The 17197-nt window shown below is 64.9% G+C and carries 15 protein-coding genes; 5 read left to right on the plus strand and 10 right to left on the minus strand.

Annotated elements, in window-relative coordinates:
• Positions 1-19 precede the first annotated feature (19 nt).
• From ACCQ03_RS16770 to ACCQ03_RS16815, 10 genes are all read right to left on the minus strand, one after another.
• On the minus strand, positions 20-604 hold the full coding sequence (locus tag ACCQ03_RS16770) for a hypothetical protein (protein ID WP_057678800.1): 585 nt from the start codon (positions 602-604) through the stop codon (positions 20-22).
• Positions 601-1899: a TonB family protein gene (locus ACCQ03_RS16775; protein ID WP_057678801.1), complete on the minus strand. Its 1299-nt coding sequence runs from the start codon at positions 1897-1899 to the stop codon at positions 601-603. The genes ACCQ03_RS16770 and ACCQ03_RS16775 overlap by 4 nt, the downstream gene beginning before the upstream one ends.
• Positions 1889-2254: a BlaI/MecI/CopY family transcriptional regulator gene (locus ACCQ03_RS16780; RefSeq protein ID WP_057678802.1), complete on the minus strand. Its 366-nt coding sequence runs from the start codon at positions 2252-2254 to the stop codon at positions 1889-1891. The genes ACCQ03_RS16775 and ACCQ03_RS16780 overlap by 11 nt, the downstream gene beginning before the upstream one ends.
• Before the next feature lie 100 nt (positions 2255-2354).
• Positions 2355-3716, minus strand: coding sequence for an ATP-binding protein (locus ACCQ03_RS16785; RefSeq protein WP_209225879.1), 1362 nt, complete (start codon positions 3714-3716; stop codon positions 2355-2357).
• A 17-nt stretch (positions 3717-3733) separates the two neighbouring features.
• Positions 3734-4432 (minus strand): response regulator transcription factor, encoded by a 699-nt coding sequence (locus ACCQ03_RS16790; protein ID WP_057678803.1) that lies wholly within the window; start codon positions 4430-4432, stop codon positions 3734-3736.
• Positions 4433-4454: 22 nt separating this feature from the next.
• Positions 4455-5117 carry a tetratricopeptide repeat protein gene (locus ACCQ03_RS16795; RefSeq protein WP_057678804.1) on the minus strand — a complete coding sequence of 221 codons (663 nt, stop codon included), beginning with the start codon at positions 5115-5117 and terminating at the stop codon, positions 4455-4457.
• Positions 5098-5937: an SDR family oxidoreductase gene (locus ACCQ03_RS16800; RefSeq protein WP_057678805.1), complete on the minus strand. Its 840-nt coding sequence runs from the start codon at positions 5935-5937 to the stop codon at positions 5098-5100. Before ACCQ03_RS16800 ends, ACCQ03_RS16795 begins: the two co-directional genes overlap by 20 nt.
• Positions 5937-6611, minus strand: a complete 675-nt coding sequence (locus ACCQ03_RS16805; RefSeq protein WP_057678806.1) for an iron-containing redox enzyme family protein — start codon at positions 6609-6611, stop codon at positions 5937-5939. Before ACCQ03_RS16805 ends, ACCQ03_RS16800 begins: the two co-directional genes overlap by 1 nt.
• Positions 6608-8107: an AMP-binding protein gene (locus ACCQ03_RS16810; RefSeq protein ID WP_057678807.1), complete on the minus strand. Its 1500-nt coding sequence runs from the start codon at positions 8105-8107 to the stop codon at positions 6608-6610. The genes ACCQ03_RS16805 and ACCQ03_RS16810 overlap by 4 nt, the downstream gene beginning before the upstream one ends.
• A complete protein-coding gene (locus ACCQ03_RS16815) occupies positions 8104-8751 on the minus strand; it encodes a thermostable hemolysin (protein ID WP_209225877.1) in 648 nt (215 codons plus the stop codon). Before ACCQ03_RS16815 ends, ACCQ03_RS16810 begins: the two co-directional genes overlap by 4 nt.
• A gap of 175 nt (positions 8752-8926) precedes the next feature.
• Here ACCQ03_RS16815 and ACCQ03_RS16820 point away from each other — a divergent pair, with 175 nt between their 5' ends.
• The 5 genes from ACCQ03_RS16820 (at position 8927) to ACCQ03_RS16840 (ending at position 17062) form a co-directional block, all read left to right on the plus strand.
• The gene (locus ACCQ03_RS16820) at positions 8927-10885 is read left to right on the plus strand and encodes an acetyl-CoA hydrolase/transferase C-terminal domain-containing protein (RefSeq protein WP_150146829.1); all 1959 of its coding nucleotides are present in this window, start codon (positions 8927-8929) and stop codon (positions 10883-10885) included.
• 134 nt (positions 10886-11019) lie between these two features.
• Positions 11020-12195 (plus strand): phosphatidylinositol-specific phospholipase C1-like protein, encoded by a 1176-nt coding sequence (locus ACCQ03_RS16825; RefSeq protein WP_209225837.1) that lies wholly within the window; start codon positions 11020-11022, stop codon positions 12193-12195.
• Positions 12196-12311: 116 nt separating this feature from the next.
• Entirely contained in the window at positions 12312-15026 is a 2715-nt protein-coding gene (locus tag ACCQ03_RS16830; RefSeq protein ID WP_209225835.1) for a TonB-dependent receptor, read from the plus strand.
• 384 nt (positions 15027-15410) lie between these two features.
• A complete protein-coding gene (locus ACCQ03_RS16835; RefSeq protein ID WP_039572088.1) occupies positions 15411-16340 on the plus strand; it encodes a L,D-transpeptidase family protein in 930 nt (309 codons plus the stop codon).
• Between the two features lie 2 nt (positions 16341-16342).
• Positions 16343-17062, plus strand: coding sequence for a M23 family metallopeptidase (locus tag ACCQ03_RS16840; RefSeq protein WP_057679427.1), 720 nt, complete (start codon positions 16343-16345; stop codon positions 17060-17062).
• The last annotated feature ends 135 nt before the right edge of the window (positions 17063-17197 follow it).

Below are 17197 nucleotides of genomic sequence, written 5' to 3' on the forward strand. Positions count from 1 at the left end.
TGCGCCACGGCTGCAGCAGCTATCGCACCACCTTCCCGGTCCGCACGCTCACCTTGCCCTGTCGCATCTCGAAGGTGAACGCGAACGACAATGTCACCGGCACCGGCTCGATCTGCGTCGCATCAGTGCAGTCGTCTTGCGCTGCCGGTTGCGCAACCCCTGAGGGGTAGGTGCACATCGCTGCCGGAACAAACTGCCATCGCAGCGCGGTCGTGCGCACTGCTTGCATGAGGTCGGCGTTGTCCGGCAGCAACCCGGCGGCGCATTCGTCGCGGTCGGACATCGGATCCACGCGTTGCACCGAACCCTCTGCGCTCAGAATGAGATGTGCGCAAACCGTGGTGGGCGCCAGGCTCTGGCGCGGCGAATCGGCGGGCAGCATCGGGGCATCGCTGCGCACCGCGCGTGGCATGCGGAAGCGTTGCGTTGGCGCCCGCGTGTAGGGTTGGACACCCGCAGCGCCGGCGCCGTCCGGCTGTGAGGGCAGCATGCGTTGATCCACCGAATCCTCGCGCTGGCTGCGCTGCTGCTCCGCGAGTTGACGCGTGGCGCAACTACTCAGGGCCAGCATCAGGGCGAGGCTGCCGATCAGGCAGCGGTTCATTGCAACGCACCGCGTAAGGCGCATCCCGCTGGTGCACAGCTGGCAATACGTTCGGACTGGTCGGCAGCGTGTGGGCTTGCGGTGGTTTCGGGACCGGAATGGATATCCGCAACCGCCGATACCGTCTCTGGCGGATCCAGTTCGAACTTCACCGGCACGCGCACCTCGGACGCCACTGCCTTGCCATCCTCCAGCGCAGGTGTGAAGCGCCAGTGGCGTGCTGCGTCGAGCACGGTCTGATCGAACACACCCGTGGGCGTGCTGCGCACGATGGCGATGTGCTCGGGCGCTCCAGTCGCGCTCACTGCGATCTGCAGTTCGACAAATCCCGCCAGGCCTGCAGCGACCGCGTCAGGCGGATACCTGGGCGGCTGCATGGTGCGGAAATCCAGCGCGTTGCCGGGCACGCGCATACCCTGCATTTGTGCAGGTTGGAACGCCCAGCAGAAGCCACTGACCATCACCGCCAATGCCACTACCATGCGCAGGTTCCATCGCGCACGGGGCGCCTCTACGGCAGGCTTCAGCAAGGCAGCCACGCGTTGGGTGAGCGCGTGCGGCGCATTCCAACGGCAGGCCACTGGCGTCCAGCCGGCACCAGCGTGGGTCTTGAGCATCGCGGTAGCGTAACTGCGGCGCTTGCCCGGGTAACGCATCAGCACCTCCGCGTCGCAGGCCAGTTCCTGATCCAGCCGGAACGCGCGCCATGCCAGATGCATCAATGGATTCCACCAGCCGATGCACAGCAACAGTGCGGCCAGCAGGTTGGCATGCAGATCGCCGCGCCGCAGATGCAGGCGCTCGTGCGTCAGGATCAAGGTGCGTTCGGCGGCGCTGTAGCGCGTATCGAAATCCATCGGCAGCACGATGCGTGGGCGCCAGATGCCCAGCGACACTGGTAAGCCCACGTCATGCATCGCAGTCCACACTCCAGCGCCGACCGCATGCAATGCGCCCATGCTGCGCACGAAGCGCCGTTGCCGCCAGCAGAGCGCTACAGCCATCGCAGCTGCACCAGCCAACCACGCAGTCAGCAGCCCCGCCGCCCATACGGATTCGCTAGCTTGCAGGTTGAGCGGCATCGCGACCAACGCCGGCATCGTCGGCAATGCGCTCGTTATCGGCGGCCCCGGCATCACAGCTGCCAATACGGCAAGCGGCACGGCGGCCCAGATCGCATACGCCGCTGTTGCGCCCAGCCATGCACGCAGTGCACGACGTAGCACCAGACATGCCAGCAACGCGGCGCTGCTGTACAGGGTGACGTGCAAGAGCAATTGCAGGTCAAGGTGCATCGTCCAACTCCTTGAGCAGACGCTTCAATTCCGCGATGTCCGACGCGCTGAGTTGCCCGCGCTCGCTGAAGTGCGCGACCAGCGGCGCCACTCGCCCGCCGAACAGTCGCTGCAGCAACCCTTCGCTCTGCTGCTGCACCCAGTGCGCGCGTGTCAGCAGCGGCGCGTAGTGATATTTGCGACCGTGCTTTTCCGCCGCGACGGCACCTTTGGTGAGCAGCCGATTGAGCAAGGTCTTGATGGTCGGCTCGGCCCAGCCGGTGTGCGACAGCGCGGCGATCACCTCTTCTGCCGTGCGCGGTGCGCCATCCCAGAGCACCTGCATCACCACTGCTTCGGCATCGCTGATGGACATACGATTACATCCGTAATTTTTACCGATTACGCGCGTAATTGAATCCGATGTCAAGCACCGTTCGTCGGTGCGTTACCGCACCTGCCCTACGGATCGTTGGTCAACTGGCCGCGTCGCCGGCAAATTGCACGCTGACGCGCAAACCGCCCAGCGCGGGCGCCTGGTCCAACTGCACGCGTGCTGCATGTGCCACGGCGATGTCGTGCACGATCGACAAGCCTAGCCCGCTGCCCTCCACACCGGTGCCCAGTTCCCGATGGAAGCGATGAAACACCCGCGCGCGCGCCGCTTCGGGGATGCCGGGACCGGAATCTTCCACCACCAGCGTTGGCGACGGCGCGCTGTGCGTGCTGACCAGAATGCGTCCACCGGGCGGTGTGTAGCGCACGGCATTCTCCAGCAGGTTGCGCAGCAGCAACGACAACGCGGTTTCGTCGGCGATGACCTGCACCGGTTGCAGTGCCAGTTCCAGGGTCTGCTGTCGCTGCGCTGCAATCGCCAGCACGTCTTCGGATTCACTGCGCACCAGGGTGTCGAGTTTCACGCTGCGGCGGGGCAAGGCAGCCACCGCTTCGACCCGGCTCAAGGCCAGCAATTGCGCCACCATGCGTTCGATGCGCAGCACGTTGGCATCCAGCTGCTGTTGCGATTCGTCGCGTTCCCGCGCATTGGCGGCCAGGCGCAGATTGGCCGCATGCACCTTCAATGCCGCAATCGGCGTGCGCAGCTCGTGTGCGGCATCGGTGATGAAGCGACGTTCGCGTTCCAGTCCCTCCTGCACGCGGTCCATCAAACCGTTGACCGCACGCACCAGGCCGTGTACTTCGCGCGGCATGTGCTGCGGCTGCAGCGGTTGCAGACGCTTTGGGTCACGCTCGCCGATCTCGTCGGAGACGCGCACCAGCGAACGTGTGGCCCAGTTCACCACCGCCCAGATCAACAGCCCCATCAATGGCAACGCCATCAGCAACGGCAACAAGGTTCCCAGCGCGATATCTTCGGCAAGCTCTTGACGAATATCGGCGCGTTCGGCCGATTGGAACCAGCGCCCGCCCGGCGAGCGCAAGGTAAATGTGCGCCATTGGCCATCGGCAAGTTGCACGTCTGCATAGCCGGCACGTAGCGGTGCCAGTGGTTGCGCCGGTGCGCTGTCCGATCGCAAGAGCAGCGCGCCGGCCGCATTACGCACCTGGAATGCCAGTTTGGTTTCGTAGGCATGGCCGTCGTTGAACGCCAACGCTTCGCCCACGCCTTGCGCCTGCCCATGCCATCCGCGGATCACGATCGGCTCGCCTGCTCGCAGATCGTCCAGGGGTTGATCCACCAACGACAGCAGCACGCGCGCGGACTGCACGAGCCGTGCATCGAACATCTCACCGGCTTCCTGCAGGCCTGCGCGGTAGCTAAAACCGGCCGCGGCCAGCATCAGCAACGACAACACGCCCAGCAAGGCCAGCAACAACACACGCCGAATCGAATTCATTGCGGTGCCTGCGGCGGGGCCGCGGCCGCCTCGGCGGCCTGCTCGTCCAGCGCGTAGCCAATACCGCGAACGGTGCGGATCACGGCTGCCGACAGCTTGCGACGCAGCTGGTGCACATGCACGTCCACCGCATTGCTGGCGACGTCTTCGTCCCAGCCATAGAGATGCTGCTGGATGCGTTCGCGACCGATGGGCCGGCCACGCTGCTCCATCAACAGCCACAACAGTGCGAACTCGCGACGGGTCAGGTCCAGATCGCGGCCGTGCCAGCGCACCGACATGCCGGCCGGATCCAGCCGCAATGCGCCGGCCTGCACTGCCGGCTGCGCGCGCCCGGCCGAGCGGCGCAGCAAGGCACGCGTGCGCGCCAGCAGTTCATTGGTGTCGAAGGGCTTGCCCAGATAATCGTCTGCACCGACATCCAGGCCCAACGCGCGGTCGGCTGCACGCTCGCGTGCGCTGAGCACCAGGATCGGCGTGTCCACCGCACGTGCGCGTGCGGTGCGAATGACCTCGATGCCATCCATGCGCGGCAAGCCCAAATCCAGGATGACCAGATCCATGGTCTCTTCCTGCAAGGCCATCAACGCACTGACGCCGTCATGCACCCAGTCCACTGCATAGGCGGCACGCCGCAGCGCGGTGCGAATGCCCTCGCCCAGTGAAAGATCGTCTTCAACCAGCAGAATGCGCATGCAGTGCAGTCTGGAAGCCCGCTCAGTGCTTGGCAAGCTGCGCCCGCACATCTGCCAGCTTGGCGGCCAGTTCTTTGCGGCGGCCGGCGTCGGCAACTTGCCGGCCAGGGCGCGGCGCTGCGGCCGCGGCCTTCTCGAAGGCCTTCTCCGCGCCAGCCCAGTCCTTTTGGTCGCGCAGGAAGTCGCCGACGAAGTAGTTGCTGTCCAGTCCGTCAGGGTCGATCGCCAAGCCCTGATAGAGCAAGGTGCGTGCCTTGGCATCGTCACCGAAGCCGATCGGCCAACCAGGCACCTGGTAATACAACGCGCCCAGACTGGTGTAGGCCGCGCCGTCGAGCGCACGCGGTGCGCGCTTGATGGCCTGTTCGAAATCCGTGCGCGCGAGCTTGACCTGCGCCAGGGCACCCAGGCCGCCTTTTTCTCCCGCAAGACTGGAGCGCACGATGCCGTCCCAGATCAATGCATCTGCATCCTCTGGCAGGGCATGGCGCACCTGATCGGCTTGCTGTGCCAGCGCCTCCAACGCGGCAACCCGCTGCGGTTTTGGCAGTTGATAGGTGATCACTGCCCAGCGGTCCTGCAGCTGCGCCACCTGTGGCGACAGGCCTGCCGCCCAGCCGGCACCGGCGATCACGCACAAGCCCAGCGCAGTGACGATGCGCGACTTACGGCAACTGCGGTTCATGCGAAAACTCCTGGTTGGCGGCAGTGCCGCTGGGCCGCGCATGGCGACGGATGAGGTGAAGCTGTTTGTACAAGGCGCGATCCACCAGTTCGGGCAGCAGCCCGTTGAGCCGGGCGAACAGCTTTTCCGGCCATCCCAACTGACGCCGTGCATCGCCGCGCACGATCGATTGCAAGAGCGCTGCGGCCACGTCCTCGGCACGATCCACCGCCGTCCCCAACTCTGCATTGAGCGCATCCACCGCCGCCGGATTGAACGTCGTGGCCGTGGCACGCGGCGATAGATACTGAAAACGCACGCTGGTCCCGGCATGCTCGCGCGCCAGTGCCTCGAACAGACCGCGCAGACCGAACTTGCTGGCGCTGTAGCCGGCAAAACCGGCAAATCCAATGCTGCCGAAGGTGGAGCCCACCGCCACCATCGCTGCCTCCGGCTGACGCGCGAAGGCCGGCAGCAACGCCTGCACCAGCAGCATCGGCACGGTGAGATTCAGATGCACGACGGCCGCCAAGTCCGCCGGGTCTTGATCCTGCAGCAATCCGAAATGGCTTTGCGCATGCGCAAGCACCAGCACCGACGGTGCCGGGCGCATCTCATGCGTGCGTGCCAGCAACACGGCACGGCCCGAGTCGCTGGCCAGGTCCGCGACCACCGGCACGACGCGCCCAGGCGCATGCGCGGCAGCCAGCCGCTGCAAGGTCTGCTCTGTTCGCCCCACCGCGACGACGGTTGACCCCGCCTCCACCAGGCCGGCGCAAAGTACGCTGCCGATGCCGCCAGTGGCGCCGGTCACGATGACGCACTTGCCATGGAGATCCATTACGCCGCCTCCGCCAGGCGCACGCCGTCACTGCGCAGCGTGCGAAACAGATCGCCGTACAGCACGTAGAAACGCTTGGCTGCATGCACCACCGCCTGCTGGTCGAGTGGGTCCTCGAGCCGGTTCATGAGTTTCTCGAAGAAGCCGGCATGTTCGATATCCAGATCGCCATGCGACAACAAATAGCTGAAGGCATTGCGTGGCAATTCCAGCGACTGCGCAATGCTATTGGCCGCACGCGTGGCCAACGCCACGCTGGTGCCTTCCAACACCAGCACCATGCCGAAGAAGCCGACCGGGTTGCCGCGCTGGATGGTGTCGTAGGCGTAGCTGACCAACAACTCGGTGGCCAGCGACGGGCCGGCCAGCACAGTGGCTTCGCGCGCCTGCCCGCACGCCACAAGATCATCCAGGATCCACTCCTGGTGCCCCATCTCTTCCTCGATGTACTCGCCGATGGCTTCGCGCAGCCATTCTAGCCGCGCCGGCAGGCGTGCACCGCAGGCCATCAGCAACGGCACCGTATGCCGCACGTGATGATAGGCCTGGCCGAGAAACGCAACGTAGTCGGCGCGCGCGATGTTGCCGGCCAGGGCCGCCTGGATGATCGGCACCTGGGTCATGCGCTCGCGTTCGGCCTGGGTCTGCGCCAGCAGGGATGCATAAAACGTCATGGAGAAATTCCTTGAGAGACGACGGTGGCCGGCGACAGATAGCTGCGATCGACGGCAGATTGATAGCGCGCGAGGATCGCGTCGCGGCGGGGGCGCCCGTTGGCCGTGAGCAGGCCTTCGCGTGCGCTGAAAGGTGCATCGGCGCGGACGAAGCGCGCCACCCGTGCGTAGTCGGGCAAGCCGGCATTGACCTCGGCCAGTGCTTTGACGAGCGCTGCGTCGTCGCTGTCGGGCCGGCGCGGCCATAGCACTGCGACGTTGTCGGCCTGCGCCTCGCCCCACACCACTGCCTGTGCAAGCAACGGGTGCTGCAGCAGTTCGCTTTCCACCCATTCGGGCGAGACGTTGCGGCCGAAAGCGGTGATGAAGACATGCTTGCGACGCCCAGTGATGTGCACGAAACCGTCCTGGTCCACGTGCCCCAGATCGCCGGTGCGCACCGGCCCTGGCGGTGGCGCGTCCTCACCCAGATAACCAAGTGCCTGCACGCCATCGACCTGAATTTCGCCATCGACAATCTGCACCTGCGCATGCGCCAAGGGCTGACCGACGCTGCCGGCACGCACCGCACCCGGCCGGTTGAGGCAGACCACCGAGCCGCATTCGGTCAAGCCATAGCCCTCGAACACCGGCAGCCCCAATGCGGCGGCACGCGCAAGCAAACTGGGGCCGATGTGCCCGCCACCGACAGCGATATAGCGCAGCGATGCCGGCAGTGCCACGCCTTGTTCGGCAGCACTGACCAGGGCCAGCAACAACTGCGGCACCAGGATGACGCTCTCGGGTTGATACTGGTGCAGGCAGCGCAGCAGCGTCGGCACATCCAGGCCGCTGGCACCGGTGTACCCGATCTGCGCCAGCGACGGCAGCGCCACCTGCGCACCGGACAACAAGGTCGCATATAGCCCGGCCACATTTTCCAGCAAGGTGGACAACGGCATCAGGCACAGATGCCGACGCGGGGCGATGGCAGCGGAGGCATCCACCAGCGACGCTGCCACCGTGAGCAAACTGTCAGCGGACAGGCACACGCCCTTGGGGCGGCCGGTGGTGCCGGAGGTATAGGTGATGCAGGCCGTTGCATCCGGCAACGTCGGTCGCTCGACGGCCGCAGCCACCCGCCACAAGCGCAGCCCATCGTGCTGCAGCGCCGGGAGCGGGCCGCCGGTACCGGGTGGCGCAGCAGCGGCCGCGTCGGTGACCACGCATTGCGCGCCACTGGTGGTCAGCGCGTGCACTACCTGGGCGTCGGAGAAGAACGTCGGCAATGGCACATGCACGGCATCGACCAGACGAAGCGCCAGATCCAGGATCAACCAGTCCGGGCCGTTGTCGAGCCGGCTCGCCACCCGCGTCAACCCCGCGGCCTGCAGGCCAGCGGCCAACCGCGCGACCGCATCGGCAAGCGTCTGCGCGTCCAGCGCGCCGGTAGCGCTCAACACCCGCGGTGCCTGCGCAGGTGGCTCACTGAGCAACTGGGCGAAACGTGCATTCATGCGCTCACTCCCATCAGGTAAGGCGTGGGTTCGACGCCCAGGCGTGCGGACTGCAGGTGCAGCGCCTGTCGCTCCAGCAAGAAGGCATGGCCGGCGGCCACGTCGCCGCATACCACCTGCGGGTGCGTGGCGTAGTAACTGCCCCAGTCGGTGCCATCGTCGCGAAGGCGCGACTGCAGGGCCGGCGCCAGCACCAGCGGCCGAAGCTGCAGCCGGTCGAAGGTATTGCGTAGGCCACGGGTCGCGGCGAACAACACCCAGCGCACGCCGGCGTTGTGCAGCGCATGGGTCATCTGCGGAATCAGTGCGCGTGCGCTGCCGGAGCTGATCGCCGCGAAGTTGCCCACCTCGGCCAAGCCAGAGCGTGATACCGGCGCAGCCATGCGGGCCGCCAGGGCCGACTCGGCAGGTTCGTCCAGGTACTGCTCCACGAATAACGCGCCAGCACTGCCGATCCGCATGCCCACGGCGGCCATCAGCGCGCCATCAGCATCGCGATAAACCAGCAATTGCGGCAGGAAACTGTGTAGCTGCGCGCCGTAACGCCGCAGGTAGACCGCTGCGATAAAGCGTTCCACCTCCTGGCGCTGCGGGTGCCCCGCCTTGACCAGGCTGGCACTGGCAAAGCCGTGGCGGGAATACAACCTGGAAGTTGTGGAAGTGATCATGCAGCGCATGCTGGGCCAGCTCGATTAAGTGACCATGAGCCATGTGTTATCGAGTTGTAATTTCTGCAATAGCAATTCGTTGCGCGGTGTCGGGCCTGGCCTGAAGGCTGTCGGTGCCTGCCCGACAACACTTTCGGCTACGCTTTCGCGCATGAGCACTTATGTCAGTGATTTGAGCACGGCGGTTTCGCACATCCTGCAGCGCATCGACGGCCCGCTGCGCGTGGGCGCGCCGCTGGGCATCGGCAAGCCGCACCGTCTGTTGAACGCGCTCTACGCAGAACTCAAGGACACGCCGGCGCGACCACTGGCAATCTACACGGCGCTCTCGCTCAATCCCCCCAGCCCGGGTGCCGGAATCCAGGCGCGCTTTGCCGCACCGTTCATTGCGCGTCACTTCGGTGAGAATTTCCCTCGCCTTGCCTATGTCGACGCCATGCTGCGCGATGCATTGCCCGCGCATGTGCAGGTGGAAGAGTTCTACATGCAGTCCGGCGGGCTATTGCATTCCACCCAGGCCCAGGCCGACTACACCAGCCTCAACTACACGCATGCCGCCGCAGCGGTGGCGCAGCGCGCGCCCAACCTGATCGTGCAAAAAGTGGCGCGCGAACCGGGCAGCACGCGGCTGTCGTTGTCGTGCAACAACGACATCACCCAGGACACGCTGGATGCGGTAGAGGCACTCGGCCTGCCGCGCCCGATGCTGGTGGCAGAAGTCGATCCGCAACTGCCATGGATGGGAGGCACCGCAGCGGTAGATGCGGCGTTCTTCGATCTGATCATCGATGTGCCAGGCCCGTTCCCCCAGCTGTTCGGCTTGCCGCGGCAAGCGGTGAGCAGCGTCGACTACGCCATCGGCTTGTATGCCAGCGCCCTGGTGCGCGACGGCGGCACCTTGCAGATTGGCATTGGCACGCTGGCCGATGCACTGAGCCATGCATTGGTGCTGCGGCATACCGACAACACGACCTACCGCCGCGTGCTGCATGCGCTGGATCCTGCACTGGAACAGCACCCGGCCGTGCAGGCCAGCGGTGGCCTGGAGCCGTTCGCCGTCGGCTTGTACGGCTGCAGCGAGATGCTCAACGAAGGCTTCAAGCAACTGGTGGACAGCGGCGTGATCCGTCGCAAGGTGCACGACGATCTGCCACTGATGCAACGCATTGCCGATGGAAGCGCCGACTTCGCCGACCACGCACGTCTTGCTGCCGAAGGCGAGTTCCTGCATGGCGCGTTCTATCTCGGTTCGCCTGCGTTCTATCAATGGTTGCGCGATCTGGATGCGCCGACACGTGCGGCGATCGGCATGCGCCGCATCAGCGAGATCAACCAGCTCTACGGCGGCAACGAGACATTAAGCCGGCTCAAACGCAAGGACGCACGCTTCTTCAACTCCTGCATGATGGCGACCGCGCTGGGTGCGGCAGTCTCCGACGGGTTGGAAGATGGCCGCATCGTGTCCGGGGTTGGTGGGCAGTACAACTTCGTGGCGATGGCGCATGCGCTGCCCCACGCACGCAGTGCCTTGATGCTGCGCGCCACGCGCGAGGCTGGTGCACACACCGCCAGCAACGTGCGCTGGAACTACGGCCACACCACCATTCCACGTCATCTACGCGATCTCTACATCACCGAATACGGCATCGCCGATCTGCGCCACAAGACCGACCAGGACTGCGTGCTGGAAATGGCCGCCATCTGCGATGCCCGCTTCCAGGATGAATTGCTCGTCCAGGCGGAACGGTCGCGCAAGCTGCGTACCGCGCCGGAATTGCCGCCACGCGCGCAGCGCAACACACCACGTGCACTGGAACAGGCACTGGCGCCATTTCGACGCGACAGCAGCTTGCCCGACTACCCCCTCGGCAGCGACTTCACGGAGATCGAACAGCGCCTGCTGCCCGCATTGGGCTGGCTCAAAGGCGCAACCGCCAGCACTGGCGGAAAGATCGCCACGGTGGCCCGCGCACTGCTCGCGCGCGACGCGTCGGATACTAACCAGATCGCCTGCCTGCAACGCATGGCACTGGATGCGCCAGACAGCCTTGGCGATCGCCTGCAGGCCCGGCTGCTGACCTATGCCTTGCGACAGACCGCCGCTTCATAAAAAACAGTGCCGCGCTTTGCCACCGGCACGAACACATCGCGGCAAGCACTGACGCATCACGGACACACAGCGGAAAGATATGCGTCAAACTGGGCCGTGATGATGGCGACCTCGTCGCTTTCCGGCTGTGCTGCATGCATCTTTTTCGCGCGTTTACTGCTGTCACGTCAGGCATCAATCGCAAAACGAAGTTGTTGCGTGCAAAGCGAAGAAAGACGCCGCGCCCCGCCATTTGCGCCGCGTTGTTGCTGAGCAGTCTTGTCGCGCAAGCCGCGCCGCGCCTGACCGACCTGCAGTACATCGGCAGCCACAACAGCTACCACGCCGGCTTTGCGCCCAGCGAAGCGGCGTTGTTGAAGCAACTGGACCCAGCCCTGTTTGCCGCACTGGATTACCGCCATCCCGCCTTGACGCAGCAACTTGACGATGGCGTGCGCCAACTCGAACTGGACGTCTTCGCCGATGCACAGGGTGGGCGCTACGCACACCCGGCCATCGTCGCGCAGATCGCCAAGGCCGGGCTGCCGACCGCACCGGCGAGCGCGCCCACTGGAGTGATGGACAGGCCCGGCTTCAAGGTCATGCATGTGCAGGATCTGGATCAACGCAGCAACTGCCAGCCCTTGATTGCCTGCCTGCAGGAAATCCGCAGCTGGTCGAAGCAGCACCCGGGCCACGTGCCCATCTTCATCTTGCTCGAAACCAAGCAGGCGCCGATCCAGTTGGCGTTTCCCACCGTGCAACCCGAACCCTTCGATGCAAAGGCGATGGATGCGCTGGATGCCGAAGTGCGCTCGGTCTTCAAACCCGGCGAATACATCAGTCCCGACCAGGTACGCGGCCGCGCGCCGACGCTAAACGCGGGCGTGCTCGCGCATGGCTGGCCGTCGTTGGCCCAGGCTCGCGGCAAGGTGGTGTTCCTGCTCGACCAACGCGCTGCCGGCGCCAGTTACCTGCCCGGCCACCCGTCGCTGCGCGGCCGGGTGTGTTTCACCAATGCGGTGCCGGGCGAAGACGATGCGGCCTTCGTCGAGCGCAACGACGGCCCTGCCGATGACATCACCAAGCTGGTCAAGGCCGGCTACCTGGTGCGTACGCGCACCGATGCGGATTTGAAGGAAGCGCAGCACAACGACACTGCCCGGCGCGACGCTATGTTGGCCAGCGGCGCACAGTTGCTCAGTACCGACTTCCCGATCAATGAGCCGGCCGATAACGGCTACGTGGTGCGCTTCGAGGGCGACGCGGTGGCGCGTTGCAATCCGCAGCGACCCGATGTGGGCTGCGACAGCATCGACCTGCACCACTGAGGGCAGCGCACGCGGTCCGACACATCAGCCCTGTAGCAATGGAAGCGTCGGCGATCCATGACCGTGCCCGCTGACCGGGCGCGCGCGCCACCTCCCCCATCACGCGAGCCTCCAAGATGCAGTTTTCCCGCCCCCTCCATCGCTTGAGCTGCGCCATTGCCGCGGTGCTTTGCGCACCATCGCTTGCATGCGCTGCAGAGATGACCACCACCACGTTGGACTCGGTCAATGTGCAAGCCACCCAGGCCGCGGCGCCGGGCTCGCTCAACGAACAGCGCCTGTCCAATAGCGTCAACAGCGTGATGAGCAAGCAGCAGATCGACGCAATCCCCTCTGGCGGCATTGCCGATGTGATGGCGCACATGCCGGGGTTGTCGTCCTACAGCGACATGCATCTTGGCCAGGCGACCACCGGCGAGAACGCCTACATCAGCATCCGCGGCATGGACGCCAGCTATAACGCGTACACGCTCAATGGGTTCGGCATGCCGGAAACCGACTCCTCCACACGCGCCATCTCCTTGAACATGCTGGCACCGTTCGGCATCCAGTCGGTGCAGGTCTCCAAATCGCCAACGCCCGACATGCCCGGCGATTCGATCGGCGGCGCGATCGATATGCGCACCCCCAATGCATTCGATTTCGACCAGGACGTCTATGCCAAGAGTACCGCGCAAGGTCAGTTCAACGCATTGGCCCACCACCTGGGTGGCAAGGACAGCGGCGGCACGTTCCAGCAAGAGCTGGCCTGGAAGTTCGGGCAGGGCGATGCCTTCGGCATCTACGCATCGGCCTATTACGGCAAGAACAACAACATGGCGCAGGCCCCGGCGCCCAACAGCAAATACGTACCCGCCGACCCTGCGCTCGCCGCAGCCACCGATTTGCGCGATGTCGGCCCGTTGATCAGCACGCGCTACAAATACAGCGTGTACGCCAGCCAGATCGAACGCTATGGCGGCAACCTGTCGATGGATTGGCAGGGCGAGAGCAGCGCGCTGTATGCACGTGCCATCTACGGCAGTTACGGCGTCACCGGCACGCAGGACCAGTCCAGTGCGCGCCTGGAGACCTATCGCAACCAGCCCACGGCGGTGCGTGGCGGATACTTCAATACACACGATATCGACGAGACCCTGGCCACGGTGCAGTTGGGTGGGCAGACCACGTTCGACCGCCTGCATTTCGACTACGGCACCTCGTTCGGCCGCGGCACCCGCAGCCGGCCGGATTACGTATCCGCCAGCCTGTACGGGTTCACCCCGGGCAGCTTCGCCTTCGACCTCAGCGACCCGACCTACCCGAGCATCGGCCCAAGCTCGCCGGCGTTGAAGGACTTCTTCTACAACCTGGATTCTTCGCTGTTGTGGAAGGTGCAGGGCCACGACGCCGGCAGCCACGATAACCGCTTCAACGCGCATACCGATATCGCGTACCAGGTCGATGGCGCGGTGCTGGACAGCGTCAAACTTGGCCTGTCGGCCGATCACTCCGCGCGCGACGCCTATGACCACCCGTTCTTCCACAAGGATGGCAACTTCGTCACCAACGGCCCGTACTTTGGCGGACCCAATTACGCGTTTCCCACCGCCGGCGGCCCGCCACTGAGCGCGATTCCCGGCCGCATCACGTACAACGCATTCGATGGTCATTACGCAGGGCCATTCAAGCTGCTGGATCGCGGCTGGATGCGTGCGCAGGCGCTGCCCTACAAATACGTCGACGACCCGAACGGCGCAGGCATCTATACCGCCAACGATTACAACGCCAACACCACTTCCAGCACCGAGGCGATCTATTCGGGCTATGCAATGGCCGCGCTGCATCTCGGCAAGATGAGCATCCTGCCCGGCGTGCGTTACGAACTGACCCAGTATTCGGCCGACTCCTGGCAATCCAGCGGCGATGGCAGCACCGGCAGTTTCGTCGGCAGCGGCAGTACCTACGGCAAGGTCTTGCCCGGCATCAGCGTCAATTATCGGCCGGACGATCTCACCGTGTATCGCGCATCGTTGCGCCGCAGTTTCAGCCGCCCGGCATTCGGGCTGATTTCCGGCGAGACGGTGTACTCGATCGACGACACGCAAAAAGTGGTCGGCATCTCCAAGCCCAACCCCAACCTGCAGGCCAGCACCGCCGACAACGCCGACCTGTCTGCCGAGTTCTACGACCACGCGGGCGGCGTGCTCAGCGCCTCGACGTACTACAAGCGCATCAATGGGTTCATCTATACCTCGCAATCGGCCACCAGCAACGACAGCACCCTGGGCGGCCTGGTGCCAACCGGCACCACTTTCGAAAATGGCGTGCCGGTGACCATGCCGCAGAATGGCGGCACCGCAAAGCTCTATGGGCTGGAGTTGGCAGCGAGCAAGCGGCTGCAGCAGTTGCCCGGCCTCTGGAGCAATTTCGGCGTCACCGCCAACCTGACGCTGCAGCACAGCCAGGCAGATAGCAAACGCAGCGACCAGCCGGAAACGACCTGGCTGCCGCGCGCACCGGAGCGCATCTACAACCTGGATCTGTTCTATGACGACACGCACCTGCGCACGGACCTGAGCTACAACTACACCGGCCTGCAACTGCTGGGACTCACCACCGACCGTCTCAATTACTACCTGCAGCCGGTGAAGTCGCTGGATTTCAACGCGACCTATCACCTGCCGCACCATATCGATGTCGGTGTATCGGCAAAGAACCTGCTCAATGCCGCCACGTTCTACGAAACGCAGGGCAAGTCCAAGCGCTACATGGCCTACGATCCCGGCGCCGACGGTGCCTATGTGCAAACCGGGCGCACCTACATGCTGACCTTGGGCTACACGTACTGATCGACAACGCCGGGTACGCTGCAGCGGCGATCTTTCAACGGAACGTGCGCCGCTGCGGCGATTGCCTACGTACTACTTGGCGGTTGGCGCAGCGCGATCGCGCGATAGGCGAGTGCACGGCCGCATGATCGCGCCGCGGTACCGGTAACGGTATCGGCTCGTGGAGCTCCATCACGACGGTAGGCTGCGTCAGTCGATTGCGCGGCGGCAATGCCCTCAGCAATGCCGCATCGCCACGCTTGCCCAGTCAGTACCGGTGCAGCGATTTCACGCCGAAAACGCAGGCAGCTGCGGCAAGGTGCGCGCATGCCTCTTACGGACCTGCACATGCCACCACGCTCCTACGCTCGCGTCTGCCTGCTTGCCCTTGCATTGGGCGCTTCCTTGTCTGCGCTGGCGCAAGCGCAGCAGCCCGCGCCTGCCGCTGCGCCTGGATCGGCCGCCGCTCCTGCGGCCAAGGTCGTCCCGACCGGCGCACGCTCGGATCTGCACGCGCAGGTGTTGCTGGATCGCGCGCATTTTTCGCCGGGCCAGATCGACGGCGAGCGCGGCTCCAATCAAAAGCGCGCAGTGTCCGGGTTCCAGGCCGCCCACAACATCAAGGTCACCGGCGAGCTGGATGACGCGACCTGGCAAGCCCTGCAGGCCGACACCACGCCGGCCCTGGTGCAGTACACGCTCACTGACGCCGATGTTGCCGGCCCCTTCCAACCCATTCCCAAGGGGCCTGCCGAACAGGCCAAGCTGACTGCGCTTGGCTACGCCTCCGTCGATGAAGCTCTGGGCGAACGTTTCCACGCAGACCCGGCGCTGCTGCGCCAACTCAATCCTGGCGTGGATCTGAGCAAGGCCGGCAGCGTCATTCAAGTACCCAACATCGACGGCGTGCCGCCGCTGGCCAAGCCAGCCAAGCTGGTGGTGGACAAGTCCGATTCGACCCTGCGGCTATTCGACGCCGACGGCAAGGTCTATGCGCAATTCCCGGTGTCTTCCGGCAGCAAGCATGATCCGCTGCCCATTGGCCGGTGGAAAATCCTCGGCATCTCGCGCGACCCGGTGTTCAAGTACAACCCCAAGCTGTTCTGGGACGCGAAAAAGGGCGAGCAGAAGGCTACCTTGCCCGCGGGTCCGAACAATCCGGTCGGCCGCGTCTGGATCGATCTGTCCAAACCGCATTACGGCTTGCATGGCACGCCGGAGCCCGGCCATGTCGGCAAGACCGAATCGCACGGCTGTGTGCGCCTGACCAATTGGGACGTGGTCAACCTCGCCAGCGTGGTGGGACCGTCGGTGCCGGTGGTGATGCAGGAATAAACATGAAACTGCTGATGACCTTGGTGGTGGGCGTTGTACTGGGTGCGGCCGGCTACTGGTGGCTGGAACGCACCGCGCCGGAAGCAAACGTAGAGCCGTCATCGGGCGCTGCACCCATCGCAGCAGACCGCAACGCAGCGAGTTCCGCGCCGGTGGCGGCCTCGACACCGGCGGCCGCGCCGGCACCGATGGTTGCCTCGGCGCCAGTCGCCGACGTCGCGCCTGCCAGCATGCCGGTCGCCACCACGCCGACGCAGTCGCCCGACGCCGCCCCACCGGGCAGCGGCTTGCTGATTCCGGTACAAGGCATCAGCGCCAACCAGCTGCAGGACACCTTCACCGATGCGCGCAGCGAAGGCCGCGTGCACGATGCCATCGACATCCTCGCTCCCACCGGCACACCGGTTGTGGCAGTTGCTGACGGCACGGTGGAAAAACTGTTCACCAGCGACCGGGGCGGCCTGACCGTCTACCAGTTCGAGCCCGGCGGCAAATACTGCTATTACTACGCGCACCTGGAGCGCTATGCCGACGGCCTGGCGGAGAAGCAATCGATCAAGCGTGGCCAGGTCATCGGCTATGTCGGCAGCACCGGCAACGCCAATCCCGCCGCACCGCATCTGCACTTCGAGATCCATCGGCTGGGGCCGGAAAAACAGTGGTGGAAAGGCGAGGCGCTCAACCCCTATCCGGTATTGCATGGGGACCAACCCCTGCAATGAAGCAGTCGCACCAGTGGGTCTGGCTAGGGCCTGCGCCTGTGGCTCAGCGCCGCCATCGGCCGCAACGCGTGCGCGCCTGCGGGGCCTGGATGGCAGAAGTGATGGGACCGCATCTGCAACCGCTTTTGCGATAAG

This window comes from Xanthomonas sp. NCPPB 3569 (genome assembly GCF_041475645.2).
GTDB classification, from domain to species: Bacteria; Pseudomonadota; Gammaproteobacteria; order Xanthomonadales; family Xanthomonadaceae; genus Xanthomonas; species Xanthomonas phaseoli.

Coding starts and splice junctions, on each gene's coding strand:
- ACCQ03_RS16800 (WP_057678805.1), bottom strand. CDS start 5,937: ATGGATCTCCATGGCAAGTGCGTCATCGTGACCGGCGCCACTGGCGGC.
- ACCQ03_RS16825 (WP_209225837.1), top strand. CDS start 11,020: ATGCATCTTTTTCGCGCGTTTACTGCTGTCACGTCAGGCATCAATCGC.
- ACCQ03_RS16790 (WP_057678803.1), bottom strand. CDS start 4,432: ATGCGCATTCTGCTGGTTGAAGACGATCTTTCACTGGGCGAGGGCATT.
- ACCQ03_RS16795 (WP_057678804.1), bottom strand. CDS start 5,117: ATGAACCGCAGTTGCCGTAAGTCGCGCATCGTCACTGCGCTGGGCTTG.
- ACCQ03_RS16840 (WP_057679427.1), top strand. CDS start 16,343: ATGAAACTGCTGATGACCTTGGTGGTGGGCGTTGTACTGGGTGCGGCC.
- ACCQ03_RS16805 (WP_057678806.1), bottom strand. CDS start 6,611: ATGACGTTTTATGCATCCCTGCTGGCGCAGACCCAGGCCGAACGCGAG.
- ACCQ03_RS16810 (WP_057678807.1), bottom strand. CDS start 8,107: ATGAATGCACGTTTCGCCCAGTTGCTCAGTGAGCCACCTGCGCAGGCA.
- ACCQ03_RS16780 (WP_057678802.1), bottom strand. CDS start 2,254: ATGTCCATCAGCGATGCCGAAGCAGTGGTGATGCAGGTGCTCTGGGAT.
- ACCQ03_RS16770 (WP_057678800.1), bottom strand. CDS start 604: ATGAACCGCTGCCTGATCGGCAGCCTCGCCCTGATGCTGGCCCTGAGT.
- ACCQ03_RS16775 (WP_057678801.1), bottom strand. CDS start 1,899: ATGCACCTTGACCTGCAATTGCTCTTGCACGTCACCCTGTACAGCAGC.
- ACCQ03_RS16820 (WP_150146829.1), top strand. CDS start 8,927: ATGAGCACTTATGTCAGTGATTTGAGCACGGCGGTTTCGCACATCCTG.
- ACCQ03_RS16830 (WP_209225835.1), top strand. CDS start 12,312: ATGCAGTTTTCCCGCCCCCTCCATCGCTTGAGCTGCGCCATTGCCGCG.